Below are 25,615 nucleotides of genomic sequence, written 5' to 3'. Positions count from 1 at the left end.
GTCGCGCGCAGTCGTGGCGGCGGGCCCTACAGCGTGCCGGTTCTGAGCACCGGGCGGCACAGCGTGAACCAGACGACCTTGCCGCCGACCGCCGGATGCCCCTTCTCCAGGTCGAGGATGCCCCAGTCGTCCGCGATCAGGGAGAGCAGCAGCAGCCCGCGGCCGCTCTCGCTCTGCGGACCGGCGATGACGGGCGCCGGGCGGCTCGGCGAGGTGTCCCAGACGCTGACGCGCAGCATCCCCTCGCGCCACTTGAGCCGGACGGCCGTCTGGCCGTCGGAGTAGCGGAAGGCGTTGGTGGCCAGTTCGGAGGTCAGCAGCTCGGCGCGGTCGGCGAGATCCCCGAGCCCGTGCTCGGCGAGCACCGTGCGGACGGTGGAGCGCGCTATGCGCGGGCCCCGGGGGTCGTGCGGAAGCTGCAGGGAGTACTCCCAGTCCTCGGGAGGCTCGTGCGGGACGCGGTGGACATGAGCGAGGGGGGCGACGGTTTTGGCACTCATGGATATCTCCTGTCCGTATCGCACGCCGGGGAACCTCCGCATGCCCGTGAACCGGAAGCGCACGCGGGGGCGATAGAGGGGTGTGAGACCGTTCCGCCCCGTGGGGGCCGACCCGAGCGACGCCGAATTGCTGCGCGCGGTCGCGGCCGGTGACGCCGAGGCGCTCGCCGAGCTGTACGACCGCCATGCCGGCTGGCTGCACACCCGGCTGACGCGGCGCTGCGCCGACCCCGAGACCGTGCGCGAAGTCCTGCAGGACACCTTCGTCACCGTCTGGCGGTCCGCCGCCGGACACCGGGGCGGTGAGGCGGGGGGCTGGCTCTGGGTGATCGCCGCCCGCCGGCTGGTGGACGCCCGGCGCGCGCAGGCGCGTACCGCCGAGGTGCAGGAGGCGCACGCGCGGCAGGAGCACGGCGCCGCCGGCGCCGTCGCGCCCTCGGCGGAGGAACGGGTGCTGTCCGGGCTGGAGTTCGGGGAGCTCGGTACCGCCCTCGACGACCTCGCCCCCGAGTTGCGGGCCGTCCTGCGCGCCACCGTCGTGGACGGGCTGTCCACCCGCCAGGCTGCCGGGCTGCTCGGCATCCCGGAGGGCACCGTCAAGACCCGGGCCCTGCGCGCGCGCCGTGAACTGCGGGAGGCCCTCTCCCGGCTCGGCGTCCGCTCCCCCGATTCCGTAGGAGGTGCCGTATGAGCCGTGACGCCGGCAGGCATGTGACCCCGGGCCGGGCGTCCGCCTACGCGGAGGGAACGCTGCCCGAGCCGCAGGCATGGGTGCTGGAGTCGCATGTGGAGAGCTGTGCCTCCTGTGCGCGGCTGGTCTCCGCGGCGGCCCGCTCGGGCCCCGCCGGGCCCGTGCTGCGGGAGGTGCGGGCGGGGGTGCTGGCGGCGGTCCTCGCCGCCGCGCCGGAGGAAGCCGGGGGCGTCGCCGGGGCGACGGCCGGGGGGCCGGCCGCCGTGGACCCGCCGCCCGACCCGCACGCCGTGGCCGCCCGCCGCCATGCCCCCGCGCCGGAGGGGCCGGAGGCGGTCCGTCCGACCGGGGGGCCGGACGGACGGCTTCCGAGCCCGACGGCTCCCCGTCCCGCGATCCCGCGGACCGCCGCCGCGGCGGCCACGGCCGGTCCCGGGGCGGCCGGTCCCGGGGCGGCCGGTCCCGGGGCGGCAGGTTCCGGGGCGGCCGGTACCGGGGCGGTCCAGCACGGGCAACCTGACCGGGAAGAACGGACCCGTCCGCCTCGGCCGTCCCGCCCCGGTCCGCTGTTCCCGCACCGGCTGTTCCGGCCGAGGCCCCCGGTCCGCGACGCGGGCCCGCCCCCGCGGAGCCCCTCCCTCGCCGCCCGTCTCGCCTGGTCGGCCCGGTCCGCGGGCCCCGCGCTCGGACGGTCCTGGCTGCTGTCGCTGGTCCTGGTCACGGCCGCCGCCGTACTGCTGGCGCGCACGTCCGGCACCGCGGCCGCCCGGCCGCTGCTGCTGGCGGTAGCGCCCCTGCTGCCGGTCGCCGGGGTCGCCGTTTCGTACGGCCGCCACGCCGATCCGCTGTACGAGGCCGCCGCCGCGACCCCAGCCGCCGGGCTGCGGCTGCTGCTGGTGCGCACCGGCTGGGTTCTCGCGGTGTGCGTGCCCCTGCTCACCGCGGCCGGGCTGCTGATGCCGGCGCCGGACGGCGGACCGGGCGCCCACGCCTGGCTGCTCCCCGGCCTGGCGCTGACCCTGCTGACCCTGCTCGCCGCCTCCGCTGCGGGCTGCCTGCGCGCCGCCGCCGGCACCGGCACCGCATGGCTGCTGCTCCTCGCCGCCACCGGCGCCGCGGCCGGCCCCGGCGGGGCGGGCCCGGCCGGTCCGGCCGATCCGGCCGCCCTGCTGACCGCGTCCCTCGGCGCCTTCTCGAGTGCGCCCGCCCAGAGCGCTTGGGCGGCCGCCGCCTTCCTGTGCGGCGGACTGCTCGCCCTGCGCCGCACCTCCTTCGACTGTCTGGAGCGACTGTGAACCCCTCATCCGACCCGGCGCCCGCCCCGGAGGGGCGGGGCCCGGCCGACCGGGAACCCGTCCGGGGGCCCCGTAACCCCGACCGGGGCCTGACCGTCCGGGGCCTGACCGTCCGCCACCGCCGCACGACCGCCCTGGACGGGGTTGACCTCACCCTCGGCACGGGCGTGCACGGCCTGCTCGGACCGAACGGTGCCGGCAAGACCTCGCTGCTGCGGGTGCTCGCCACCGTCGCCCGCCCGGCCGCCGGCGAGGTCCGCCTGCTGGGCCTCTCCCCGGGAACGCACCGCGAGCGGACGGAGATCCGCCGCCGGCTGGGCTACCTCCCGCAGGAGTTCGGCTACTACCCGTCCTTCACGGTCCGCGACACCCTGGGCTATTTCGCCTGGCTGAAGGAGCTGCCCGGCGCGAAGGCGCCCGCCGCCGTCGAACAAGCGGCCGAACTTGTGGGGCTCGGGCCCTCCCTCGACCGGAAACTGGGCGCCCTCTCCGGCGGCGCGGTCCGCAGGGTCGGCATCGCCCAGGCCGTCCTCGGGGGACCGGAGCTGCTGCTCCTCGACGAACCGACGGCAGGCCTGGACCCGGAGCGCCGGGTGGAGTTCCGGTCCCTGCTGCGCGAACTGGGCCGCGAGGCGACCGTGCTGGTCTCCACACATCTCGTCGAGGACGTCGGCTCGGCCTGCGCGGAGGTGACGCTGCTGGAGACGGGCCGCGTCGCGTTCCGGGGCACGCCGGGCGAGCTGGCCGCGTGCGCGGAGACGGACGCCGACGCGCCCGGCGACAACCCACTGGAACGCGGCTACACCAGCGCACTGCGGCGCCACCGGCGCGAGCGCGGGCGCGAGACGAACACCCGCGGCGCGCGGGACACGCGGAAGGCGGCGCTCCGATGACCCCCAGCCCCCTCATGACGGACGACGCCTCGGACGCGGCGGCCCCCGCCGAGCCGGGCCACGTCTCCGCGCGGACCTCCCCCGCTCTCGCCGTCCTCCGCACGGAGAGCCTCCGCGGCATCGCGCCGTGGACCTTCGCCGTCTGCCTCGCGGCCCTGATGATCGCCGTGTTCGGCGGACACGACAGGCACCGGACGGACTGGCCGGCCATGGCGCAGTCGCTGCGCACGCTGCACATCCTGCTGGGCCCATTGGTGGCGAGTGCCGCCTGCTGGGAGGCCGGGCGGGAACGGCGCCGGCACACGGCCGAGTGGGCCGGATCGACGCCCCGGCCGGTGCTCCACCGGCTGACCGCCGGTCTGCTCCCGGTGTGGCTGGCGGCCGTGGCCGCCTATTTCGTCACCTGGGCGGTCATGACCGCGCTCACCTGGCCGAACGCCTCCGCGTACGGACATCCGCAGCTCGGCCCCGTGATCGCCGACCTGGCCGCGATCGCGGCGTTCGCCGCGGGCGGGCATCTCCTCGGCCGGTACGTCCCGTGGTGGCCCCTGGCCCCGGTGGTCGCGGTGGCCGGCTACGCCGCCCTGGCCCCGTGGAACGCACCGGCGAGCGGCGGCCTCGCACAGTTGTTGCCCGTCTCGTTCGGCATCCGGGACGGCCAGGAATCGGCCCTGTGGGCGAACGCCGCGCACACAGCCTGGTTCGCCGGGCTGGCCGCGGCCATGCTGCTGGCTGCCGGGGCACGCCGGAAATGGCTGGTGGCGCTGCCGCTTGCGGTGGCGGTGGCCGGGGCGGTGCCCCTGCTCCAGCAGCCCGGCAAGGTGTGGGTGTACGACCGGGCCGCCGCCGACCTCGTCTGCGAGGGGGAGCGTCCGCAGATCTGTATGCGCCGGGCGCACGAGGGCATGCGCGAGCGGGTGGCCGGCCCCGTCCGCTGGGCGTACGGACTGACCGCGGGGGCACCGGGCGCGCCCGCGCGATTCGAGGAGAGAGCGCCGGGCGGCCGTTCCGCCGCCGGTCCGGACGCCGTGGAGGTCCGCATCGTCCACCGCGGCGACCTCGGGAGCGACCGGCGGCTCGACTACTTCCAGCGCGACGCCGTCCTCCAGTCCCTGCTCGCCTGGGACTGCCGGAGCGAGCGCATCCGCCCCGAGTGGTCCCACGAGGTGCTGCTGTGGGCGCACAGTCAGTGGCCCGGCGCCATGGACGACCGCCTGCTCGACACCCCCGTGGTGCAGGCCCTGGACGCGATGAGCCGTACGGAACGCGCGGCCTGGTTCACCGACTGGTTCGCCGCCGCCCGGTCCTGCGACCCGGACCGCGTCACCCGGCCGTAGCGGCGGTAGCGGCGGTAGCGGCGGTAGCGGCAGAGGAAAGTCCCGGCGTGCCGGCCGGCGGGGTCACTACCCTTGGCGGCGCCTCCCGCCGGCCCGCGCCGCGCGCCGCGCGGGAAGCACCGCCCGCCGCCCGCCCGCCGCCCCGGCCCCGGTCCGGGGCCCTCCGCGAAGGACCCGCCCGCCCATGCAGCCCGCACCGTCCCCGTCGTCACCCTCCGTCCCGTCCCCGGCCGGGGAGCCCGTGGTCGTCGACCGGCGGAGCGGCCCGTACGGCGAGGTGGTGCTGCGGCGGCGCGGTGAGCGGTACGAGATCATCGCCAACGGCTGCTTCCTCATGGACACGTCCGACGGCCGCTCCGAACGCCTGCTCGTCGACGCGGCCCTGGCGGCGCTCCCCGCGGACCGGCCCCGCCCGTCGGTGCTGATCGGAGGGCTCGGGGTCGGCTTCTCCCTGGCGCGGGCCGCCGCCGAGCCGCGCTGGGGGCGGATCGCCGTCGTGGAGCGGGAGGAGGCGGTGATCGACTGGCACCGATCCGGCCCGCTGGCGGCGGTGTCCGGCGCGGCGCTGGCCGATCCGCGGACGGAGATCCTGCACACGGATCTCGTCCGCCACCTCCGGGCCGCGCCGCGCGGGGAGACCTACGACGCGCTCTGCCTGGACATCGACAACGGGCCCGACTGGACCGTCACCGAGGACAACGACAGCCTCTACACCCCGGACGGACTGGCCGCCTGCCGCGAGCGGCTGACCCCCGGCGGCGTGCTCGCCGTCTGGTCCGCCCAGCCCTCCGCCGCTTTCGAACAAGCCCTGCGGAATGCCGGGTTCCTGCGGGTACGGACGGAAGAGATCCCCGTTGCCCGGGGCGTCCCGGACGCCGTGCACCTCGCCAGCGGTCCCGCATAGCCGCGCCCCTCGCCGTGCCTTTACGCTGCTAGCCAGCACGCGCCGCGGCAGACACGGGGCACCAGGCACGGGGACAGCAGGGGCAGACCGACATGGATCAGACACAGAACGGCGCGGCCGGCACCGCGGGCGCCGCCACCGGCAACCAGCGCCGCGTCCTCGTCGTCGAGGACGACACCACCATCCTGGACGCGATCTCCGTGCGGTTGCGCGCCGAGGGCTTCCAGGTGCAGACCGCGCACGACGGCCCGTCCGCCGTCGAGGCGGCGCAGACATGGCAGCCCGACCTGCTCGTCCTCGACGTCATGCTGCCGGGCTTCGACGGGCTGGAGGTCTGCCGCCGGGTCCAGGCCCAGCGGCCGGTCCCGGTGCTGATGCTGACCGCGCGCGACGACGAGACCGACATGCTCGTGGGCCTCGGCGTCGGCGCCGACGACTACATGACCAAGCCCTTCTCGATGCGCGAGCTGGCGGCCCGGGTGCACGTCCTGCTGCGTCGCGTGGAGCGGGCGGCACTCGCCGCGCACACGCCGCGCAGCGGCATCCTGCGCCTCGGCGAGCTGGAGATAGACAACGCGCAGCGGCGGGTGCGGGTGCACGGCGAGGACGTCCACCTCACCCCGACGGAGTTCGACCTGCTGGTGTGCCTGGCCGCCACCCCCCGCGCGGTGCTCTCCCGGGAGCAGCTGCTGGCCGAGGTGTGGGACTGGGCGGACGCCTCCGGCACCCGCACCGTGGACAGCCACATCAAGGCCCTGCGCCGCAAGATCGGCGCGGAGCGCATCCGTACGGTCCACGGCGTCGGCTACGCGCTCGAGACCCCGGCCGCCCCCGCTCCGTGAACAACCGCCCGGCCGAGCAGGCGAAGCCGGGCCTGTGGGCGCGCCTCTGGGAGGGCCTGCGGCCGCTGGACCCGTACCGGTCGGTGAAGGCGGCGCTCGGCGCGCTGGTCATCGGCTCCGTGACGATCACCACGCTGCTGGTGATCATGGCGCTCAACACGGCCACCGAACTGCGCATCGTCACGATCTTCTCGATCATCGCCACCATGCTGATCACCCAGTTCGTGGCGCACGGGCTGACCTCGCCGCTGGACGAGATGAAGACCGTCGCCCGTGCCATGGCCAACGGCGACTACAGCCGCCGGGTCCGCGAGGACCGCCGCGACGAACTGGGCGAGCTGGCGCGGACGTTCAACCACATGGCGGCCGACCTGGAGGCCGTGGACCGGCACCGCAAGGAGCTGGTCGCCAATGTCTCGCACGAGCTGCGCACCCCCATCGCGGGGCTGCGGGCCGTGCTGGAGAACGTGGTGGACGGGGTCTCGGAGGCCGATCCGGAGACCATGCGGATGGCCCTCGGGCAGACCGAGCGGCTCGGCCGGCTGGTGGAGACGCTGCTCGACCTGTCGCGCATCGACAACGGCGTGGTCCCGCTGCACGCCCGGCGCTTCGAGGTCTGGCCGTATCTCTCCGGGATCATCAAGGAGGCCGGCATGACCAACGCGGCGCGCGGCCGGGCCGCCACCACGGGCGTGCCGGGCCGGGCGGACGTCCATCTCCATCTGGACGTCTCACCGCCGGAGCTGACCGCGCACGCGGACGCCGAGCGGCTGCACCAGGTGGTGGCCAACCTCGTCGACAACGCCGTCAAGCACAGCCCGCCGCAGGGCCGGGTGACGCTGCGCGCGCGACACGGCGAGGGGCCGGGGAGCGTGGTGCTGGAGGTGCTGGACGAGGGACCGGGCATCCCGGAGCCGGAGCGGGCCCGGATCTTCGAGCGGTTCAACCGCGGCCGCGTCTCCACCCCGCACGGCCCCGGCAGCGACGGCGGCACCGGGCTGGGGCTGGCCATCGCCCGCTGGGCGGTGGATCTCCACGGCGGCTCGATCGGCGTGGCCGAATCGTCCCGCGGCTGCCGCATAAAGGTCACCCTGCCGGGCAGCCGCCAAGAGCAGGGTTGACGTAGGGTGCGAAAGCGGAAGCGCCCGTTCGGAAGGAGATGCCCCGGCATCCCGCCCGCGGCGCGCGACCGGAGGGTTGCGGCAGCGGGAGGCCGTCGCCGGGCGGCGGCGATCCCCAGTGGCCCGCGGAGAGCCGAAACTCGGGGATTTTCCCGCCTCACGCTGCCCCGAAACCAGTCGGCCAGTGTGACTTGCGCGACGACTGACCAGCCCGGCCTGCACCGGACGCGGTAAGAGGCGTAGCCTTTATTTCCGCTGTCCACCACCTTAGGAAGCGGAAGAGGGCGGTAGCCGCCGTGTCGCCACAGTCCCCCAACACTTCGAGCGTCTCGAACGACCAGGACGGACGGGGTAACAACCCCGCAGCCGCCTTCGGTCCCAACGAGTGGCTCGTCGACGAGATCTACCAGCAGTACCTCCAGGACCCGAACTCGGTCGACCGAGCCTGGTGGGACTTCTTCGCCGACTACAAGCCGGGTGCGGACACCGGGTCGGCGGCAGCCGCCCCGGCCAAGGCCGCCCCCGCGACGAACGGGGAGGCGGCCACCCCGTCTCCGTCCGCACCGGCACCCGCACAGTCCGCCGCACCCGCGGCGCGGCCGAAGCAGGCCGCGAAGCCCGCCGAGCCGAAGCCGGCCCCCGCCCCCGCGGCGAAGGCCCCGGCCCAGCCGGCGGCCAAGCCGGCCGCGGCGCCCGCGAAGAAGGCTCCGGCCAAGGCGCCCGCCAAGGCCGCCGCCGAGCCCGCGGCGCCCGCCGAGGGGCCGGAGTACGTCACGCTGCGCGGCCCGTCGGCCGCCGTGGCGAAGAACATGAACGCCTCGCTGGAACTGCCGACGGCCACCTCCGTCCGCGCGGTCCCGGTGAAGCTGCTGTTCGACAACCGCATCGTCATCAACAACCACCTCAAGCGCGCCCGCGGCGGGAAGGTCTCCTTCACGCACCTCATCGGGTACGCCATGGTGCAGGCGCTCAAGGCCATGCCCTCGATGAACTACTCGTTCACCGAGAAGGACGGCAAGCCGACGCTGGTCAAGCCCGACCACGTCAACCTGGGCCTGGCCATCGACCTGGTGAAGCCGAACGGCGACCGCCAGCTCGTCGTCGCGGCGATCAAGAAGGCCGAGACGCTCGGCTTCTTCGAGTTCTGGCAGGCGTACGAGGACATCGTCCGCCGCGCCCGCGCGAACAAGCTGACGATGGAGGACTTCACCGGGGTCACCGCCTCCCTCACCAACCCGGGCGGCATCGGCACCGTGCACTCCGTGCCGCGCCTGATGCCCGGGCAGGGCCTGATCCTCGGCGTGGGCGCCATGGAGTACCCGGCGGAGTTCCAGGGCACCTCGCAGGACACCCTGAACAAGCTCGGCATCTCCAAGGTCATGACGCTCACGAGCACCTATGACCACCGTGTGATCCAGGGCGCCGCCTCCGGCGAGTTCCTGCGGATCATGAACCAGCTGCTGCTCGGCGAGAACGACTTCTACGACGACGTCTTCAAGTCGCTGCGCATCCCTTACGAGCCGGTCCGCTGGCTCCGCGACATCGACGTCTCCCACGACGACGACGTCACCAAGGCCGCCCGGGTCTTCGACCTGATCCACGCCTACCGGGTCCGCGGCCACGTCATGGCCGACACCGACCCGCTGGAGTACCAGCAGCGCAAGCACCCCGACCTCGACATCATCGAGCACGGCCTCACCCTGTGGGACCTGGAGCGCGAGTTCGCCGTCGGCGGCTTCGCGGGCCGCTCGATGATGAAGCTCCGCGACATCCTGGGCGTGCTCCGGGACTCGTACTGCCGCACCACCGGCATCGAGTTCATGCACATCCAGGACCCCAAGGAGCGCAAGTGGATCCAGGACCGCGTGGAGCGCGGCCAGGCCCACCCCGAGCGCGAGGAGCAGCTGCGCATCCTGCGCCGGCTCAACGCCGCCGAGGCGTTCGAGACCTTCCTGCAGACCAAGTACGTCGGCCAGAAGCGCTTCTCGCTGGAGGGCGGCGAGTCCGTCATCCCGCTGCTGGACGCGGTCCTCGACTCGGCCGCCGAGTCGCGGCTGGACGAGGTCGTCATCGGCATGGCCCACCGCGGCCGGCTGAACGTCCTGGCCAACATCGTCGGCAAGTCCTACGCGCAGATCTTCCGGGAGTTCGAGGGCAACCTCGACCCGAAGTCGATGCACGGCTCCGGCGACGTGAAGTACCACCTGGGCGCCGAGGGCACCTTCACCGGCCTGGACGGCGAGCAGATCAAGGTCTCGCTCACCGCCAACCCCTCCCACCTGGAGGCCGTGGACCCGGTCGTCGAGGGCGTCGCCCGCGCCAAGCAGGACATCATCGGCAAGGGCGGCACGGACTTCACCGTCCTCCCCGTCCAGCTGCACGGCGACGCGGCCTTCGCGGGCCAGGGCGTCGTGGCCGAGACGCTCAACATGTCGCAGCTCCGCGGCTACCGCTGCGGCGGCACCATCCACGTCGTCATCAACAACCAGGTCGGCTTCACCGCCGCGCCGGAGTCGGCCCGCTCCTCCATGTACGCCACCGACGTGGCCCGCATGATCGAGGCGCCGATCTTCCACGTGAACGGTGACGACCCGGAGGCCGTGGTGCGCGTGGCGCGGCTCGCCTTCGAGTTCCGCCAGGCGTTCAACAAGGACGTCGTCATCGACCTGATCTGCTACCGGCGCCGGGGCCACAACGAGTCCGACAACCCGGGCTTCACCCAGCCGCTGATGTACGACCTGATCGACAAGAAGCGCTCGGTGCGCAAGCTCTACACCGAGTCGCTGATCGGCCGGGGCGACATCACCGTCGAGGAGGCCGAGCAGGCCCTCCAGGACTACCAGGGCCAGCTGGAGAAGGTCTTCACCGAGGTCCGCGACGCCACGGCGGCGCCGATGGCCCCCGAGGTCCCGGAGCCGCAGGCCGAGTTCCCGGTGAAGGTCGACACGGCGATCTCCTACGAGGTCGTCAAGCGCATCGCCGAGTCGCAGGTCAACATCCCCGACCGGATCACCGTCCACCCGCGGCTGCTGCCGCAGCTCCAGCGCCGCGCGGCGCAGGTCGAGGACGGCACGATCGACTGGGGCATGGGCGAGACCCTCGCCATCGGCTCGCTGCTGATGGAGGGCACCCCGGTCCGCCTCGCGGGCCAGGACTCCCGCCGCGGCACCTTCGGCCAGCGGCACGCGGTCCTCGTCGACCGCGAGACCGGCGATGACTACACCCCGCTGCTCTACCTGTCGGAGGACCAGGCCCGCTTCAACGTCTACGACTCGCTGCTCAGCGAGTACGCGGCGATGGGCTTCGAGTACGGCTACTCGCTGGCCCGCCCGGACGCCCTGGTGATGTGGGAGGCGCAGTTCGGCGACTTCGTCAACGGCGCGCAGACCATCGTGGACGAGTTCATCTCCTCCGCCGAGCAGAAGTGGAGCCAGACCTCCGGCGTCACGCTGCTGCTGCCGCACGGTTACGAGGGCCAGGGCCCGGACCACTCCTCGGCCCGGATCGAGCGCTTCCTCCAGCTCTGCGCGCAGAACAGCATGACGGTCGCCATGCCGACCCTGCCGTCGAACTACTTCCACCTGCTGCGCTGGCAGGTGCACAACCCGCACCACAAGCCGCTGATCGTCTTCACCCCGAAGTCGATGCTCCGGCTGAAGGCGGCGGCGTCGAAGACGGAGGAGTTCACCACCGGCGGCTTCCGCCCGGTGATCGGCGACGACACGGTGGACCCGGCGGCCGTCCGCAAGGTCGTCTTCTGCTCCGGCAAGGTCTACTACGACCTGCTCGCCGAGCGGGAGAAGCGCGGCGCCCACGACACCGCGCTGGTCCGGCTGGAGCGGCTGTACCCGCTGCCCGGCAAGGATCTCCAGGCGGAGCTCTCCCGCTACACCGGCACCGAGAAGTACATCTGGGCGCAGGAGGAGCCGGCGAACCAGGGCGCGTGGCCCTTCATCGCCCTCAACCTGATCGACCACCTGGACCTCTCGGTCGGCGCGGGCCTCCCGCCCGCCGAGCGGCTGCGCCGGGTCTCCCGGCCGCACTCCTCCTCCCCGGCGGTCGGCTCGGCCAAGCGCCACCAGGCGGAGCAGCAGCAGCTGGTCAACGAGGTGTTCGACGCCTGACCGGCGCCCGATCCGGCGCACGGGCCGAGACGGACGTCTCGCCCGCGCCGGAACGGACACGGCACGGTGAACGGGCCGGGCCCCCGCCCTCGCGGCGGGGGCCCGGCCCTCTTCCGTACCGGCCCGTGCTCCCCGCCGGCCACCGGCGGGCTCCGGAAGCCGGCCGACGGCCGGAGGCCGGGGGCCGGAGGCCGGGGGCCGGAGGCGGCACCCGGCCGGCCGTCTCCGGACGCGCCCTCCCGGCCGCCCCGCGGCCGTTCCCGGCACCTCCCGCACCCCGGCCCCGTCACGGCTCGCCGCCTGAGCCACAGGGCCGCGGAGGGCGCCCGTCCGGACAGGAATATCCTGGCCCCGCCCCATCCCACCGATCGTCCTGGCGGAGTGCACGTTGTATTTCACCGACCGCGGTATCGAGGAGCTGGAGAACCGGCGCGGCGAGGAGGAGGTCCCGCTGTCCTGGGTGGCCGAGCGGCTCCGGGAGTTCGTCGACCTCAACCCGGACTTCGAGGTGCCGGTGGACCGCCTGGCGACCTGGCTGGCCCGCCTCGACGACGAGGACGACGAGTAGCCGGCCGGTGGCTCGCGCCTGTTGACTTCCCCCATCCGCGATATATCGTGTCTTGCCACAGACGCGATATGTTGCGTGCTGCCGTCCGCCCGGAGGAAGGTCAGGTCAGGCCCATGCCAGCCCGGTCCCAGTGGTCCGTCACCGAGGCGCGCAAGTTCGTCCTCGACGCACCCGTCACCGCCGTCCACGTCCGCGTGGTGGGCGGCAACGTCAACATCGTCGGCACGGACGGCTCCGGCCCCGCCCGGCTCCACATCGACGAGCTGCACGGGCCGCCCCTCACCGTCGTCCACGAGGACTCCACCCTGACCATCGCCTATGATGACCTGCCCTGGCAGGGCTTCCTCAAGTGGCTCGACCGGAAGGGCCGGAACCGTGAGGCCACCGTCTCGGTGACCGTCCCGGCCGGCACCCGCGTCAAGGTCGGGACGGTCGGCGCCGGCACCGTCGTCTCCGGGGTCTCCGGCGGTACGGACCTCCGGGGCGTCTCCGGGGACACCACCCTCGCCGGACTGGCCGGCCCGGTCCGCGCCGAGACCGTCTCCGGCCGGGTCGAGGCGCTGTCCGTCACCGGCGATCTGCGCTTCAACTCGGTCTCCGGCGACCTCACCGTCATCGAGGGCTCCGGCCGCTCCGTACGCGCCGACACGGTCAGCGGCAACATGGTCATCGACCTCGCCACCGCCGGCCGGGAGACGGACGTCCGGCTGAGCACCATCTCCGGCGAGGTCGCCGTCCGCCTCCCGCGGCGGGCCGACACCACGGTCGACGCGCACACCGCGAGCGGAGCCGTCTCCTGTGCCTTCGACGATCTCGACATCGCCGACCACTGGGGCGCCAAGAAGATCAAAGGCCGGCTCGGTGACGGCCGCGGCAAGCTCAGGGCCACCAGCGTCTCCGGCGCCATGGCGCTGCTCCGCCGCCCGCCGGGGGCCGAGGAGGACCCGGTCCCGGCCCGGGTGCGGCCGCCCCGCCGGGACCCCGGGGCGGGCCCTCGCGACGGCCTGGGGAACGCCGCCGGCGCGCCCGGTCCGGACGGGGCGGACGGGGCGGACGGCACGGACACCGCGCAGAGTGCGCACACCGCACACACAGCGGACGACAAGAAGGTGCTCTGACATGCCCCCCGTCTTCGCCCACGGCCGGCTCCGCCTCTACCTGCTCAAGCTGCTGGACGAGGCACCGCGCCACGGCTACGAGGTGATCCGTCTCCTGGAGGAGCGCTTCCAGGGCCTTTACGCGCCGTCCGCCGGCACCGTCTACCCGCGCCTCGCCAAGCTGGAGAGCGAGGGCCTCGTCAGCCACGCCACCGAGGGTGGCCGCAAGGTCTACACCCTCACCGGCGCCGGACGGGACGAACTCGCCGGACGCCAGGAGGAACTGGCGGACCTGGAGCGCGAGATCCGGGACTCCGTGGCGGTCCTCGCCGCCGAGATCCGCGAGGACGTCCGGGGCTCGGCCAGCGAGCTGCGCCGCGAGATGCGCGCGGCGGCCGAACGGGCCCGCACGGCCCGCACCTCCGGCACCGGCCGCACGACCGACGGCGAGTACGGCGGCGGGTACGGGGACGACGGCCCCGACGGCCCCGGCAAGGCCGGCGCGCAGGACGCCCGGCGGCGGGCGCAGGAGGAAACCCGCCGCGCCAAGGAACGGCAGGCGCACCGCGCCGCGAAGGAGAGCCGCCGCGCCGAGCAGGGGGCCCGGCGCGCCGGCGGGCAGGCCCGGGAGGCCCAGGACTTCGTCGTGGAGGAGATCCAGCGGCTCGCCCGCCGCCTCCAGGACCAGACGCAGGAGCACATCCGGACCGGCGACTGGCAGCGCGCGGTCCGGGAGGGCTTCGCGGAGATCACCCGCGAGGTCAACCGCTTCTCGGGCGGCCGGCCCGGCGGCCCCGAGGGCTCCGCGCCCGGCCGGCCCGGCACCGGTGCGGAAGCGGCGCCCGGCACGGGCCCGCGGACCGGCGCGGCCACGGCGCCCGGCACGGGCCCGAGCGGCGCGAGTCCGCGTACGGACGCCGTCTCGGAGACCGCCGCCCCGCCGGAGCCCGAGTGGGCCCGGGAGACCCCGGAACCCTCCGCGGACCCCGCACGCGATCTGGAGCGGCTGCTGGACCGCTTCCGCGACGACATCCGCGACGCGGCCCGCGACCACGGTGTGACGGAGGAACAGCTGAAGGAGGCCCGCCGCCATCTCTCCGCGGCGGCCGCCCGCATCGGAGTCATCCTGCGCCCCGGCCCCTGACCGCGCCCAGCCGACGGACGACACGGCGGCCGCCCTCTCCAGACTGCTGAAGAGGCCGGCCGCCGCCGTATGCGCCAGAGGCCAGCCGAACCGGATCGGCACAGCACCGGAGCGAAACCTGCCTCGGAGCGTGTCATACGAAGACCGCGATCCTGACGACAAGTCACCACCCGCCAGCCTCCAGCGGGGTCGGCGTAATGGCTCGTTCCTTTCGTTTCGATCTCTTGCGTCGGGCACTCGGCCCTGCACCGAACAGCTCCACACCACGAACTAGACGAGAGGACAGTCGACATGAGAGCACGTGCACTGTGGACGGCCGGAGCGGTCATCGCCTCGATCGGTGTGCTGGGAACCGCCCCGACAGCCCAGGCCCGTCCCGCTGCTCCGGCCGACACCACCCAATTCTGCAGCCTGCCTAGGGGATCGGCGGGATTCGCGTGCTTCTACTCCGACGGTGACCGCTTCTCGGTCGCGGACTTGGTGGCTGACGGACTCCGTGTAGGCGTCATCTGGCAGCTCCACGGCGGCCCCCAGGACGGGAGGACGGGAGAGTGCCAGGACGCGGACGGCGCGAACAACGGCAACACCTGGTGCAACTACGACTTCCCGGAGGGGAGCGCTAATGCCGTGGAGTTCGCGACCGTGGCACGTGACGGCGCGAACGGCGCCGTCCAGGTACACGGCGACCCGGTGATCGGCTACGTCTCCGGTCGCTGACCCGCAGCACCCCGACCGCTGTGGCCCGCCGTTCCTTCCGGCCGGCCACAGCGGCCGTGTTCAGACCGTCAGCACGATCTTGCCGAAGAGGTCGCCGCCCGCCATCTTCTCGAAGCCCTCCCGCGCCCGGTCCAGCGGCAGCACGGAGTCGATCACGGGCCGCACCCCCGCGCCGGCGCAGAAGGCGAGCAGGTCCTCCAGCTCGTCCTTGCTGCCCATCGTCGAGCCGACGACCTTGAGCTCCAGGAAGAAGATCCGGGTCAGCTCGGCGCTCTTCGGATTGGGCCCGCTGGTCGCGCCGGAGATCACGAGAGTGCCGCCGGGCTTCAGGGACTTGACGGAGTGCGACCAGGTGGCGGCGCCCACCGTCTCCATCACCGCGTCCACCCGCTCCGGCAGCCGCGCGCCCGGCTCGTACGCCTCGTGGGCGCCCAGCTCCAGCGCCCGCCCCCGCTTGGCCTCGTCCCGGCTGGTGGCGTAGACGCGCAGGCCGGCGGCCCGGCCGAGGACGATCGCGGCCGTGGCCACACCGCCGCCCGCGCCCTGCACGAGGACGGAGTCGCCGGGGCGGACAGCGGCGTTGGTGAAGAGCATCCGGTACGCGGTCAGCCAGGCGGTCGGCAGGCAGGCCGCCTCCTCGAAGCTGAGCTCCTTCGGCTTGGGCAGCACGTTCCAGGCGGGGACGGTGACCTGCTCGGCGAAGGTGCCCTGGTAGCGCTCGGTGAGGATGGAGCGCGGCTCCTTGGGGCCCACCCCGTGGCCGCTCTGGCCGATGACGGAGTGGATCACCACCTCGTTGCCGTCCTCGTCGATCCCGGCCGCGTCGCAGCCGAGGATCATGGGGAGGGCTTCCTCACCGAGACCGACCCCGCGCAGGGACCACAGATCGTGGTGGTTGAGCGAGGCGGCCTTGACGTTGACGGTCGTCCAGCCGGAACGGGCCGTGGGCGCGGGGCGCTCACCCAGTTCCAGTCCGTTGAGCGGCTGGTCACGGTCGATACGAGCTGCGTAGGCGGCGAACATGATCCGACCCTAGATCGCCGGGACGAGGCCACGGAACCACACACGGGTGTGACGCGTGCCGCGTCCTTCCACCGGCGGCCCGGCCCGGCCGGGCAGCGCCCCCGCCGGGGCACACCGGCGCCGTGGCGCCACCCCCGAGGCGGCACCACGGCACAGAAGTCCGGGCCCCGAGAGCTGGAGCCCGCCCGGACAGGACCTAGCGCCGGGCGACGCCCTCGGCCCGGGCCGCCGCGGCCACCGCGGCCGTCACGGCGGGGGCGACCCGCTCGTCGAACGGCGAGGGGATCACGCAGTCGGCGCTGAGCTCGTCCGCGACCACCGCGGCCAGCGCCTCGGCCGCCGCGAGCTTCATGCCCTCGGTGATCCGCGTGGCCCGCACCTGGAGGGCGCCGGAGAAGATCCCGGGGAAGGCGAGCACGTTGTTGATCTGGTTCGGGTAGTCGGAGCGCCCGGTGGCCACCACGGCCGCGTACTTGTGCGCGATCTCCGGGTGGATCTCCGGATCCGGGTTGGCCATCGCGAAGATCATGGCGTTCGCGGCCATCTTGGAGACGGCCGCCTCCGCGACCGTGCCGCCGGAGACCCCGATGAAGACATCCGCGCCGTCGAGGGCGGACTCCAGCGAACCGCTCAGCCCCGCCTTGTTGGTGAAGCCGGCCACGTCCCGCTTGACGTCGGTCAGGTCGTCCCGGTCCGCCGAGACGATGCCCTTGCGGTCGCAGACCGCCACATCGCCGATCCCCGCCTCGATGAGGATCTTCGCGATGGCGACACCGGCCGCTCCGGCACCGGAGATGACCGCGCGCAGCTGCCCGAGCGACCGGCCGGTGAGCTTCGCGGCGTTGCGCAGGGCGGCCAGGGTGACGATGGCGGTGCCGTGCTGGTCGTCGTGGAAGACGGGGATGTCGAGGCGCTCCTGCAGCCTGCGCTCCACCTCGAAGCAGCGGGGGGCCGAGATGTCCTCCAGGTTGATGCCGCCGAAGGAGGGGGCGAACCGGACGACGGTGTCGACGATCTCGTCCACGTCCCGGCAGTCCAGGGCGATGGGCACCGCGTCCACGCCGCCGAACTGCTTGAAGAGGATCGCCTTGCCCTCCATCACGGGCAGCGACGCCTCCGGGCCGATGTCACCGAGCCCCAGGACCGCGCTGCCGTCGGTGACGACCGCCACGACCTGCGACTTCCAGGTGTAGTCGTACACCAGCTCCGGCTGCTCGGCGATGGCGCTGCACACCTTGGCGACGCCGGGCGTGTAGGCGAGGGACAGATCGTCCCGGTCGCGCACGGGCACGGTCGCCTGCACGGCCATCTTGCCGCCGCGGTGCAGGGCGAAGGCCGGGTCGAAGGGCTCTTCACCCTCCGTGTCGCTGTCGCTGCGAGGATTCACGATCTCCGCTGCCACTGTTCTGACCCCTTAATTCTGAAAAGTGTTGAGGGTTGCCGCGCCGGGTTGAGGCGCGAGCGGGCACCGCGTCCGCGGCCCCGGACGGCGATTGGCCGGCCCGCGGCCGCAGCCGCGCGCGGGGGAGTTACGGACGCCGGGCGCGCCGCACACGCGCCCTGAGCCCCGGGTGAGGGGTGTAAGGGTCTTTTCTACCGGACGAGCGGTTGCTCATACGAGTGACTTCCCTTGCATCTGGGCTCGGCACGATGCGTCGTCAAGCCCGGATCAAGCCGTTCACCAGCGCTTTTACCGGCCAGGGGTGGGAAACCGTGATGCCGGTCTCGTTGGGCGCACGACGGCGGCGTGTTCGGCCGTGTCCATTCCGTACGCGAAGGGGATTGCCCGTTATCCGATTTTGACACGACTGCCGACTGTGCTGTTCCGTCCGGATGGCAAGATGCCCTAATCAGCCACGGTCGCAGCACTCGCAGGAGTATGCCCGGCCGCAGTTCCATCCCTCACTCGCAGGAGGATCCCACCATGACCGCTACTCCCACCCGCCGCCCGGCCGCCCGCAGATCACGGACAGCAGCCGTCGGCGCGATAGCGGTCGCGGGCGCCCTGCTCCTCACCGCCTGCGGCGACCAGACCGACGGCGCGGACGGCGGCGACAAGAAGACCAAGGGATCCGACGCCCCGCTCTTCGACAAGCTCCCCAAGGAGATCCAGGACAAGGGCGTCATCAAGGTCGGCTCGGACATCGCCTACGCCCCGGTCGAGTTCTACGACGACAAGGACCAGGTCGCGGGGATCGACCCGGACCTCGCCGAGGCGCTCGGCAAGCAGCTCGGCGTCGAGTTCGAGTTCGAGAACGGCACCTTCGACGGTCTGGTCACCGGTCTCAACTCCGGCCGCCACGACATCATCATGTCGGCGATGACGGACACCAAGGAGCGCCAGGAGGGCAAGGACGGCGACAAGAAGGTCGGCGACGGCGCCGACTTCGTCGACTACTTCCGGGCCGGCTCCTCCATCCTCGTCAAGAAGGGCAACCCGGAGGGCATCAAGTCCCTGGACGACCTCTGCGGCGAGACCGTGGCCCTCCAGCGCGGCACCGCCAACGAGGACCTGGCGAAGGCGCAGAGCAAGAAGTGCGACAAGCCGATCAAGATCCTCGACTTCGAAAAGGACACCGAGGCGCTGCTGCAGGTCAAGCAGGGCCGCGCCGTCGCGGACATCAACGACTTCCCGGTGGCCGCGTACAACGCGAAGACCTCCGGGGGCGGCAAGGACTTCGAGGTCGTCGGCGAGCAGATCGACGCCGCCCCGTACGGCATCGCCGTGAGCAAGAAGAACACCGAGCTGCGCGACGCGATCAAGGCCGCCGTCGACGCCGTCATCAAGAACGGCGAGTACCAGAAGGTCCTGGAGAAGTGGGAAGTCACCAACGGCGCGGTGGAAGAGGCGACCGTCAACGGCGGCAAGTGAGCCTCCGGAACCGCACAGCTCCCCAGCAAAGGTAACCCTCCGTGTCAGAACCCCATGACAAGGTGCCGGGTCCGGCGGTGTCGATATCCAAGGACGACACCGCCGGGGACGGCTCCGGCGGACCGGCCACCGCCGGCTCCCCGACCCCACCCCAGGCCGTCAAGGCCATCCCGGTACGCCACTACGGCCGCTGGATCAGCGCCGCGATCGTGCTGGGTCTGCTAGCCTTGCTGGGCCTGGCGTTCGCGAACGCCGAGATCCACTGGCCCACGGTCCCGGACTACCTCACCTACCGGACCATCCTCACCGGTGCTTGGAACACCCTGAAGATCACCGTGCTCGCGATGCTCCTGGGCGTCGTGCTCGGCACGCTCCTCGCGGTGATGCGCCTGTCGAAGAACCCCGTGATGTCCTCCGTCGCCTGGGGCTACATCTGGTTCTTCCGCGGCACGCCCGTCCTCGTCCAGCTCATGCTCTGGTACCACCTCGCGCTGGTCTTCCCGATCCTGGACCTCGGCTTCTACCGCGACGAGATGAACGACGTCATGACGCCGTTCCTCGCCGCCCTGCTGGGCCTGGGCCTGAACGAGGCCGCCTACATGGCCGAGATCAGCCGTGCGGGCATCCAGTCGGTGGACGAGGGCCAGACCGAGGCGGCCCACGCCCTCGGCATGACCGGCCCCCGCACCATGCGGCGGATCGTGCTGCCGCAGGCCATGCGGGTGATCATCCCACCGACCGGCAACGAGTTCATCAACATGCTCAAGACCTCGTCGCTGGCATTCGCCATCCAGTACCCGGAGCTGCTCAAGGAGGCCAGCACGATCTACTCCCGCAACCTCGCGGTGATGGAGCTGCTGATCGTCGCCACCCTCTGGTATCTGGCCCTGACCACGGTCTTCAGCATCGGCCAGTACTACCTGGAGCGGTATTTCCAGCGCGGCTCGACCCGCACCCTGCCGCCCACTCCGCTGCAGAAGATCAGGAAGAACCTGGGCTCCTTCCGCACACCGAGCCGGGTGGGGGGTACCACCGTATGAGCACCGCCGTGAACAAGCACCCGATGGTGAAGGCCGAGCAGGTCCACAAGTCCTTCGGGCACACCCATGTGCTCAAGGGGATCGACCTGGAGGTGGCGCCGCGCGAGGTCTTCTGCCTGGTCGGCCCGTCCGGCTCCGGCAAGTCCACCTTCCTGCGCTGCATCAACCACCTGGAGCAGATCAACGCGGGCCGCCTCTACGTCGACGGCCGGCTGGTCGGCTACCGCCAGAAGGGCGACAAGCTCTACGAGCTGAAGGAGCGCGAGGTCGCCGCCCAGCGCCGCGACATCGGCATGGTCTTCCAGCGCTTCAACCTCTTCCCGCACATGACGGCGCTGGAGAACGTCATGGAGGCGCCCGTCCAGGTCAAGCGGGAGTCCAAGGCGGTCGCCCGCGAGCGGGCGCGCAAGCTGCTGGACCGGGTCGGCCTCGGCGACAAGACCGGCAACTACCCCTCCCAGCTCTCCGGCGGACAGCAGCAGCGGGTGGCGATCGCCCGGGCGCTCGCCATGGAGCCCAAGCTGATGCTCTTCGACGAGCCCACCTCGGCGCTCGACCCCGAGCTGGTCGGCGAGGTCCTCGACGTCATGCGGGGATTGGCCGAGGAGGGCATGACGATGGTCGTCGTCACCCATGAGATGGGCTTCGCCCGCGAGGTGGGCGACTCGATCGTCTTCATGGACGACGGTGTGGTGGTCGAGTCCGGCAACCCGCGCGACGTCCTGACCAACCCGCAGCACGAGCGCACCAAGTCCTTCCTCTCCAAGGTGCTCTGAGCAAGGGCTCCACGGGAGTGCGGACAGCGGACGGAGGCGGTACGGACCGGGGGTCCGTACCGCCTCCGCGTGTCCGCTGCCGGCTCCCCCGGCCATGGCCCCGCCCCGGCTCCGGAGAGGCGCCGTGACCGCCGGAGCGCGCGGGTCCGTGATACTTCCCGTACCGCGCGGACCGGACGGCCGGCCACTGCCGCGCGGCAGCGGCACCCGCCACGGCCGCCCGGAGGGCCGCGGCCGCCTGAGACCGGGCCCGGCCGCCACGGGGGCACCGCGCGGCCGGCGCCCGCCCCTGCCCCGTCCCGGACCGCCCGCCCCGCCCCAACCATTAAGGAATTCCGTGGAACTGGCCTACTACTCGGATTTCGCGGTGCGCCTGGTCAACACCGAGGAACCGGCGCGCGGCAAGGACGGGCTCACCTCCGTCGAGGCGGTGCGCGCGCTGTTCGGCCCCGGCCGGCAGACGGCGCGCCGCGCGAACGAGGCGGACGTCACCCGGCTCCGGTCGGTGCGGGCCCGGTTCCGCGCGGTCTTCGAGGCGGCGGACGCCGGTGACGAGGCCCTGGCGGTGGGCCTCCTCAACGCCCTGCTGATGGAGTTCCCCGTCAGCCCGCAGATCTCCGGGCACGCCCTGCGCGACGCCGACGGACGCCCCGACTGGCATCTGCACATCGCCGACCACGCGGCCAACGCCACCGCCGACTACGCCGCCACCGCCTCCATGGGCCTGGCCTTCCACCTCACCGAGCACGGCGCCGACCGGCTGGGCATCTGCCGGGCCGCCCCCTGCCGCAACGCCTACCTGGACACCTCGACCAACCGCTCGCGGCGGTACTGCTCGGACCGCTGCGCGACCCGCGCGAACGTGGCCGCCTACCGGGCCCGCAAACGCCTGGAGAGCGCGCGCACGGACCGCGCCGCCGCCGACGGCCGCGCGGACGGAACCGGCCGCACCGCCGAGACGATCCACGACAGCAGCGCCGCCGGCGACCGCTGAACCCGCACCATGCGCGGCGGACGCAGCCTCAATCGGGCCCGCGCCAGCACCAGTCCGTCGGGCACCGCCCCGAACTCGCGGCTGTCGCTCTCCGCGGCCGGATTGTCCCCGAGCACCCACCAGCCGCCCCCGCGCCGCTCCGCCGCCCGCTTCACGATCAGCAGGTCCTGCTGCATCGGATGGCGCAGCACCACCACGTGCCCCGGCCGCACCGGCGCCCCGTACCGGACGACCAGCCGGTCGCCCGGCCGCAGGGCCGGCAGCATCGACGGGCCGACGACCTCGGCCAGCCCGTACGGGAGCAGCGGCCGGCGCTCCCCGGCGTCCGCCGGACCGGGCACCGGCCCCGGCTCGCGCCCGTGTTCGTATTCCCGCCGCCGACCGGCCTCGGGCATCCGGCACCTCCCGGTCCGTTTCCTCCGCACGTCGTGACCTCACTCGGACTTTTGTCCCAAGCCCGCTGGGGCACTCGCCACATGACTGCCTTCACGGAGTAATGTCCCACCTGAGAAGACGATCACGAGGAAGGACAGCTACATGCTCTCCCGCCTGTTCGCCCCGACGGTCAAGGTCAGCGCCCACTGCGACCTGCCCTGCGGCGTGTACGACCCGGCCCAGGCCCGTGTCGAGGCCGAGTCCGTCAAGGCCATCCAGGAGAAGTACCAGGCCAACGACGACCCCCACTACCGCACCCGCGCGACCGTCATCAAGGAGGAGCGCGCGGAGCTCGCCAAGCACCACATCTCCGTGCTGTGGAGCGACTACTTCAAGCCGCCGCACTTCGAGAAGTACCCGCAGCTCCACCAGCTGGTGAACGACGCCCTGAAGGCCGCGAGCGCCGCCAAGGCCTCGACCGACCCGGCGACCGGCCAGAAGCTGCTCGACCTCATCGCCGAGATCGACAAGATCTTCTGGGAGACCAAGAAGGCCTGACCGCGGGTCAGGACGCCCGGCGAGCGGCGAGTCCGCCCACCGGCCCTTCCGACCGCACCCGGTCCGCACTCCGCCGAACAGGCGTCCCCGGCGGACCGGGTGCGGTCGTCTCCGCCGGCGTCAGCCGCGCGGCTCGCGCCACATGGGCCACATCGGGGGTCCGTCCGGCAGGTCGACGGTGCTGCCGGTGAAGACGAAGCCCTCGCGCTCGTACAGCGAGCGGCTGCGGGCGCTGCTGGCCTCCAGATAGGCGGGCAGTCCCGCGCTGTCGCAGTGCCGCAGCGCGGGCTCCAGGAGCGCGCTGCCGATCCCCTGCCCCTGCCGTCCGGGGTCGACGCCGATGAGCATGAGATACCGGTGCTCGCGGTGCCGGGGGTGCACCCGGGCGGTCAGCCGGCCGACCGTCTCCGTCCGCTCGTTGCCGGGGTCGCTCACCGCCCGCATCAAAGCGGCGGCCTTCTCGTCCTCCGCGATCGCGGCCGGGACGTCCGCCTCGGCCACGGCCGGGACGGACAGCCAGAGGGCGGCCGCCGAGCCGTCGTCGGTGACCTCCACCGAGCCCTCCTCCAGGGCGGCGTCGAGGAAGACGCCGAAGAACGCCGGGTGGAGCGCGCGCCGCTGCTCCGCCTCGGGGAAGACCCAGCTGCTGACCGGGTCGTTCATGAACGCCTCACCCAGGAGCGAGGCGACCCAGGTGCGGTCGTCCGCTCCGGCGCGCCGTATGCCCGGGGTCGGTGCGGCGGTGGGGATCAGTGACATCTTCTGCTGCCTCCAGGGTCGGGTCGGAATCACGGTAGGACGTCGGCCCCGGGCCCTCCAGGCCGCCTCGGGCGCACCGGCCGCGCCACCGGACTCCTGTCAACGTCAAGTGGGGAAATTCACCTACACGGATGTAATTACCGGGCCGAAGACCGTTTCTGTTGTCCCGTACTCCCGTGCCGTACCGCTACGGTGACGGTACGTCACCCCCTGCCCCGGGCCGCTCGCGGCTCCGGCCGCCCGGCGGTTCCCGCAGCCGGGGCGGGCCGGTCCGCCGGGCCGGAGAGCGGCGCATGCCGCCCGGGGAGCCCGCACAGCCCCACGCGGAGGACCGGACGGAAGGTTCCGGCGCGTGGCCCGAAGAGGAGAGTTCAGCTGACCCCGCAGCCCAGTCGGCACATGGCCACCTACCGGACGGGCGGCTGCACGGTCGTCGAACTCCGCGGCGAGATGGACATCGCCGCGGCCCTCGACACCGCTCCGCACCTCGACCGGGCCACCGCCTCGGCCGGCTCCCGGCTCGTGATCGACCTCGGTCCGGTCACCTTCCTCGACGCGTCCGGGCTGCGCCTGCTGTGCCGCGTCCACCGCCGCGTCCACGCCCGGGGCGGGGACCTCGCCCTGGTCTGCGACCGGCCGGGGATCCTGCGTGTCCTGGACATCACGGGCCTCGGCCACCGCTTCCGTCCCGTCCCCACGCTGGCCGAGGCGCTGCGCCGCCACGGCGCCTCCGCCTGAGCCGGCCCGCTGGCGGGTCACGCCAGTTCTGCGCCCGGATCCTTGGCCGAACGCGTACCCGGTCTCGTGGCCCGCGCCCCGAGGATGGTGGGGCGGTGCCCACCGCACCCGGCACCGTCGCCCGACCGGCGCCGGCGGATGACGAAGGGACACCCATGACGGGTTCGCGCGTACTGGCTCTGGGCCACTACCAGCCCGCCGCCGTGCTGACCAACGACGATCTCGCGGCCATGGTCGACACGGACGACGCGTGGATCCGCAGCCGGGTCGGCATCCGCACCCGCCATGTGGCGCGTCCCGACGAGACCGTGGACCAGATGGCCGCCGCCGCAGCCGCCAAGGCGCTGGCGGGCTCCGGCCTCCCGGCCTCGGAGGTGGACCTGGTCCTCGTCGCCACCTGCACGGCCGTCGACCGCAGCCCCAACACGGCCGCCCGCGTCGCCGCCCGGCTCGGCCTCCCCTCCCCCGCCACCATGGACCTCAACGTGGTGTGCGCGGGCTTCACCCACGCCCTGGCCACCGCGGACCACGCGGTACGGGCCGGCGCGGCCCGTACGGCGCTGGTCATCGGGGCCGAGAAGTTCACCGACGTGACCGACTGGACGGACCGCTCCACCTGTGTGCTGACCGGGGACGGGGCCGGCGCCGCCGTGGTGACCGCAGCGGCGGAGCCGGGCATCGGGCCGGTCGTCTGGGGATCGGTCCCCGAGATGGGCGCCGCCGTGCGCATCGAGGGCACCCCGAGCCGCTTCGCGCAGGAGGGCCAGGCCGTCTACCGCTGGGCGACCACCCAACTGCCGCCGATCGCGCGCCAGGTGTGCGAACGCGCCGGAGTGCGGCCGGAGGACCTGGCCGCGGTGGTGCCCCACCAGGCGAACCTGCGGATCATCGAGCCGCTCGCCCGCAGGCTGGGAGCGGTCAACGCCGTGATCGCCCGGGACGTGGTGGACTCCGGCAACACCTCGGCCGCGAGCATCCCGCTGGCCCTGTCGAAACTGGTGGAGCGCGGCGAGATCCCCCGGGGCGCGCCCGTGCTGCTGTTCGGCTTCGGCGGCAATCTCTCGTACGCGGGCCAGGTCATCCAGTGCCCCTGAAGGCTGTCCCGTAGTCCCCGGCGGACGCACGACGGAAGGCTGCGGCGGCCCCGGGACCGGTCCGGCGTGGCCGGTGCTGCTCCGTACGGGCGACGCGGGGAACCCCCCGCCCGGCCCCGGCGTTGACGAAGCGAGGGGCGGCGCTCCAGCCCG

Annotated in this window: 23 protein-coding genes and 1 pseudogene; 19 read left to right on the top strand and 5 right to left on the bottom strand. The window is 73.1% G+C overall.

Annotated elements, in window-relative coordinates:
* Window positions 1-26 precede the first annotated feature (26 nt).
* Window positions 27-500, bottom strand: a complete 474-nt coding sequence (locus tag IF83_RS0117295; RefSeq protein WP_244177102.1) for an ATP-binding protein — start codon at window positions 498-500, stop codon at window positions 27-29.
* Window positions 501-600: 100 nt separating this feature from the next.
* Here IF83_RS0117295 and IF83_RS0117290 point away from each other — a divergent pair, with 100 nt between their 5' ends.
* The 12 genes from IF83_RS0117290 to IF83_RS0117235 all read left to right on the top strand — a co-directional run bounded on the left by IF83_RS0117290 (window position 601) and on the right by IF83_RS0117235 (window position 15,233).
* Window positions 601-1,191, top strand: coding sequence for an RNA polymerase sigma factor (locus IF83_RS0117290; RefSeq protein WP_030545098.1), 591 nt, complete (start codon window positions 601-603; stop codon window positions 1,189-1,191).
* Window positions 1,188-2,486 (top strand): zf-HC2 domain-containing protein, encoded by a 1,299-nt coding sequence (locus IF83_RS34810; protein ID WP_051722847.1) that lies wholly within the window; start codon window positions 1,188-1,190, stop codon window positions 2,484-2,486. Before IF83_RS0117290 ends, IF83_RS34810 begins: the two co-directional genes overlap by 4 nt.
* An 89-nt stretch (window positions 2,487-2,575) precedes the next feature.
* On the top strand, window positions 2,576-3,379 hold the full coding sequence (locus IF83_RS0117280; RefSeq protein ID WP_051722865.1) for an ATP-binding cassette domain-containing protein: 804 nt from the start codon (window positions 2,576-2,578) through the stop codon (window positions 3,377-3,379).
* On the top strand, window positions 3,376-4,716 hold the full coding sequence (locus IF83_RS0117275; protein ID WP_158711054.1) for a hypothetical protein: 1,341 nt from the start codon (window positions 3,376-3,378) through the stop codon (window positions 4,714-4,716). Before IF83_RS0117280 ends, IF83_RS0117275 begins: the two co-directional genes overlap by 4 nt.
* A gap of 184 nt (window positions 4,717-4,900) precedes the next feature.
* Window positions 4,901-5,620: a spermidine synthase family protein gene (locus IF83_RS0117270; RefSeq protein ID WP_030545094.1), complete on the top strand. Its 720-nt coding sequence runs from the start codon at window positions 4,901-4,903 to the stop codon at window positions 5,618-5,620.
* 92 nt (window positions 5,621-5,712) lie between these two features.
* Window positions 5,713-6,462, top strand: coding sequence for a response regulator transcription factor (locus tag IF83_RS0117265; RefSeq protein WP_030545093.1), 750 nt, complete (start codon window positions 5,713-5,715; stop codon window positions 6,460-6,462).
* Window positions 6,459-7,583 (top strand): HAMP domain-containing sensor histidine kinase, encoded by a 1,125-nt coding sequence (locus IF83_RS0117260; protein ID WP_037680250.1) that lies wholly within the window; start codon window positions 6,459-6,461, stop codon window positions 7,581-7,583. Before IF83_RS0117265 ends, IF83_RS0117260 begins: the two co-directional genes overlap by 4 nt.
* 296 nt (window positions 7,584-7,879) lie before the next feature.
* Window positions 7,880-11,707 (top strand): multifunctional oxoglutarate decarboxylase/oxoglutarate dehydrogenase thiamine pyrophosphate-binding subunit/dihydrolipoyllysine-residue succinyltransferase subunit, encoded by a 3,828-nt coding sequence (locus tag IF83_RS0117255; protein ID WP_030545091.1) that lies wholly within the window; start codon window positions 7,880-7,882, stop codon window positions 11,705-11,707.
* 388 nt (window positions 11,708-12,095) lie between these two features.
* On the top strand, window positions 12,096-12,275 hold the full coding sequence (locus tag IF83_RS0117250) for a DUF6104 family protein (protein WP_019710098.1): 180 nt from the start codon (window positions 12,096-12,098) through the stop codon (window positions 12,273-12,275).
* A 113-nt stretch (window positions 12,276-12,388) separates the two neighbouring features.
* Window positions 12,389-13,393, top strand: coding sequence for a DUF4097 family beta strand repeat-containing protein (locus tag IF83_RS0117245; RefSeq protein WP_107046785.1), 1,005 nt, complete (start codon window positions 12,389-12,391; stop codon window positions 13,391-13,393).
* 1 nt (window position 13,394) lies between these two features.
* Window positions 13,395-14,516 (top strand): PadR family transcriptional regulator, encoded by a 1,122-nt coding sequence (locus IF83_RS0117240; protein ID WP_030545089.1) that lies wholly within the window; start codon window positions 13,395-13,397, stop codon window positions 14,514-14,516.
* Window positions 14,517-14,807: 291 nt separating this feature from the next.
* Window positions 14,808-15,233 carry a hypothetical protein gene (locus tag IF83_RS0117235; RefSeq protein WP_158711053.1) on the top strand — a complete coding sequence of 142 codons (426 nt, stop codon included), beginning with the start codon at window positions 14,808-14,810 and terminating at the stop codon, window positions 15,231-15,233.
* Window positions 15,234-15,293: 60 nt separating this feature from the next.
* On the opposite strand, the gene IF83_RS0117230 is transcribed toward IF83_RS0117235, so the two are convergent.
* Both IF83_RS0117230 and IF83_RS0117225 read right to left on the bottom strand, forming a co-directional pair.
* Complete coding sequence (locus tag IF83_RS0117230) at window positions 15,294-16,256, bottom strand: zinc-binding dehydrogenase (protein ID WP_030545087.1); 963 nt, start codon at window positions 16,254-16,256, stop codon at window positions 15,294-15,296.
* A gap of 196 nt (window positions 16,257-16,452) precedes the next feature.
* Window positions 16,453-17,658 (bottom strand): NAD(P)-dependent malic enzyme, encoded by a 1,206-nt coding sequence (locus IF83_RS0117225; protein ID WP_030545086.1) that lies wholly within the window; start codon window positions 17,656-17,658, stop codon window positions 16,453-16,455.
* Between the two features lie 522 nt (window positions 17,659-18,180).
* Here IF83_RS0117225 and IF83_RS0117220 point away from each other — a divergent pair.
* From IF83_RS0117220 to IF83_RS0117205, 4 genes are all read left to right on the top strand, one after another.
* Window positions 18,181-19,128 carry an ABC transporter substrate-binding protein gene (locus tag IF83_RS0117220; RefSeq protein WP_030545085.1) on the top strand — a complete coding sequence of 316 codons (948 nt, stop codon included), beginning with the start codon at window positions 18,181-18,183 and terminating at the stop codon, window positions 19,126-19,128.
* A gap of 41 nt (window positions 19,129-19,169) precedes the next feature.
* Window positions 19,170-20,168, top strand: coding sequence for an amino acid ABC transporter permease (locus tag IF83_RS0117215; protein WP_030545084.1), 999 nt, complete (start codon window positions 19,170-19,172; stop codon window positions 20,166-20,168).
* Window positions 20,165-20,944 carry an amino acid ABC transporter ATP-binding protein gene (locus IF83_RS0117210; protein WP_030545083.1) on the top strand — a complete coding sequence of 260 codons (780 nt, stop codon included), beginning with the start codon at window positions 20,165-20,167 and terminating at the stop codon, window positions 20,942-20,944. Before IF83_RS0117215 ends, IF83_RS0117210 begins: the two co-directional genes overlap by 4 nt.
* 337 nt (window positions 20,945-21,281) lie before the next feature.
* The gene (locus tag IF83_RS0117205; RefSeq protein WP_030545082.1) at window positions 21,282-21,938 is read left to right on the top strand and encodes a CGNR zinc finger domain-containing protein; all 657 of its coding nucleotides are present in this window, start codon (window positions 21,282-21,284) and stop codon (window positions 21,936-21,938) included.
* Between the two features lie 95 nt (window positions 21,939-22,033).
* On the opposite strand, the pseudogene IF83_RS35670 reads toward IF83_RS0117205, so the two are convergent.
* Window positions 22,034-22,204, bottom strand: a pseudogene (locus IF83_RS35670) (S24 family peptidase); the annotation flags it as partial.
* A 271-nt stretch (window positions 22,205-22,475) separates the two neighbouring features.
* On the opposite strand from IF83_RS35670, the gene sodN reads away from it, so the two are divergent.
* Window positions 22,476-22,871, top strand: coding sequence for a superoxide dismutase, Ni (sodN, locus tag IF83_RS0117195; protein ID WP_030545080.1), 396 nt, complete (start codon window positions 22,476-22,478; stop codon window positions 22,869-22,871).
* A gap of 120 nt (window positions 22,872-22,991) precedes the next feature.
* On the opposite strand, the gene IF83_RS0117190 is transcribed toward sodN, so the two are convergent.
* The gene (locus IF83_RS0117190; protein WP_030545079.1) at window positions 22,992-23,630 is read right to left on the bottom strand and encodes a GNAT family N-acetyltransferase; all 639 of its coding nucleotides are present in this window, start codon (window positions 23,628-23,630) and stop codon (window positions 22,992-22,994) included.
* A gap of 399 nt (window positions 23,631-24,029) precedes the next feature.
* Here IF83_RS0117190 and IF83_RS0117185 point away from each other — a divergent pair, with 399 nt between their 5' ends.
* Both IF83_RS0117185 and IF83_RS0117180 read left to right on the top strand, forming a co-directional pair.
* Window positions 24,030-24,368 (top strand): STAS domain-containing protein, encoded by a 339-nt coding sequence (locus IF83_RS0117185; protein WP_030545078.1) that lies wholly within the window; start codon window positions 24,030-24,032, stop codon window positions 24,366-24,368.
* Window positions 24,369-24,523: 155 nt separating this feature from the next.
* Window positions 24,524-25,462, top strand: a complete 939-nt coding sequence (locus IF83_RS0117180) for a beta-ketoacyl-ACP synthase III (protein ID WP_030545077.1) — start codon at window positions 24,524-24,526, stop codon at window positions 25,460-25,462.
* Window positions 25,463-25,615 lie beyond the last annotated feature (153 nt).

It is taken from the genome of Streptomyces albus subsp. albus, assembly GCF_000719865.1.
Lineage (GTDB): Bacteria > Actinomycetota > Actinomycetes > Streptomycetales > Streptomycetaceae > Streptomyces > Streptomyces albus_E.
Note: the sequence above shows the minus strand (reverse complement) of the source record. Positions and strands in the feature narration are given on the sequence as shown.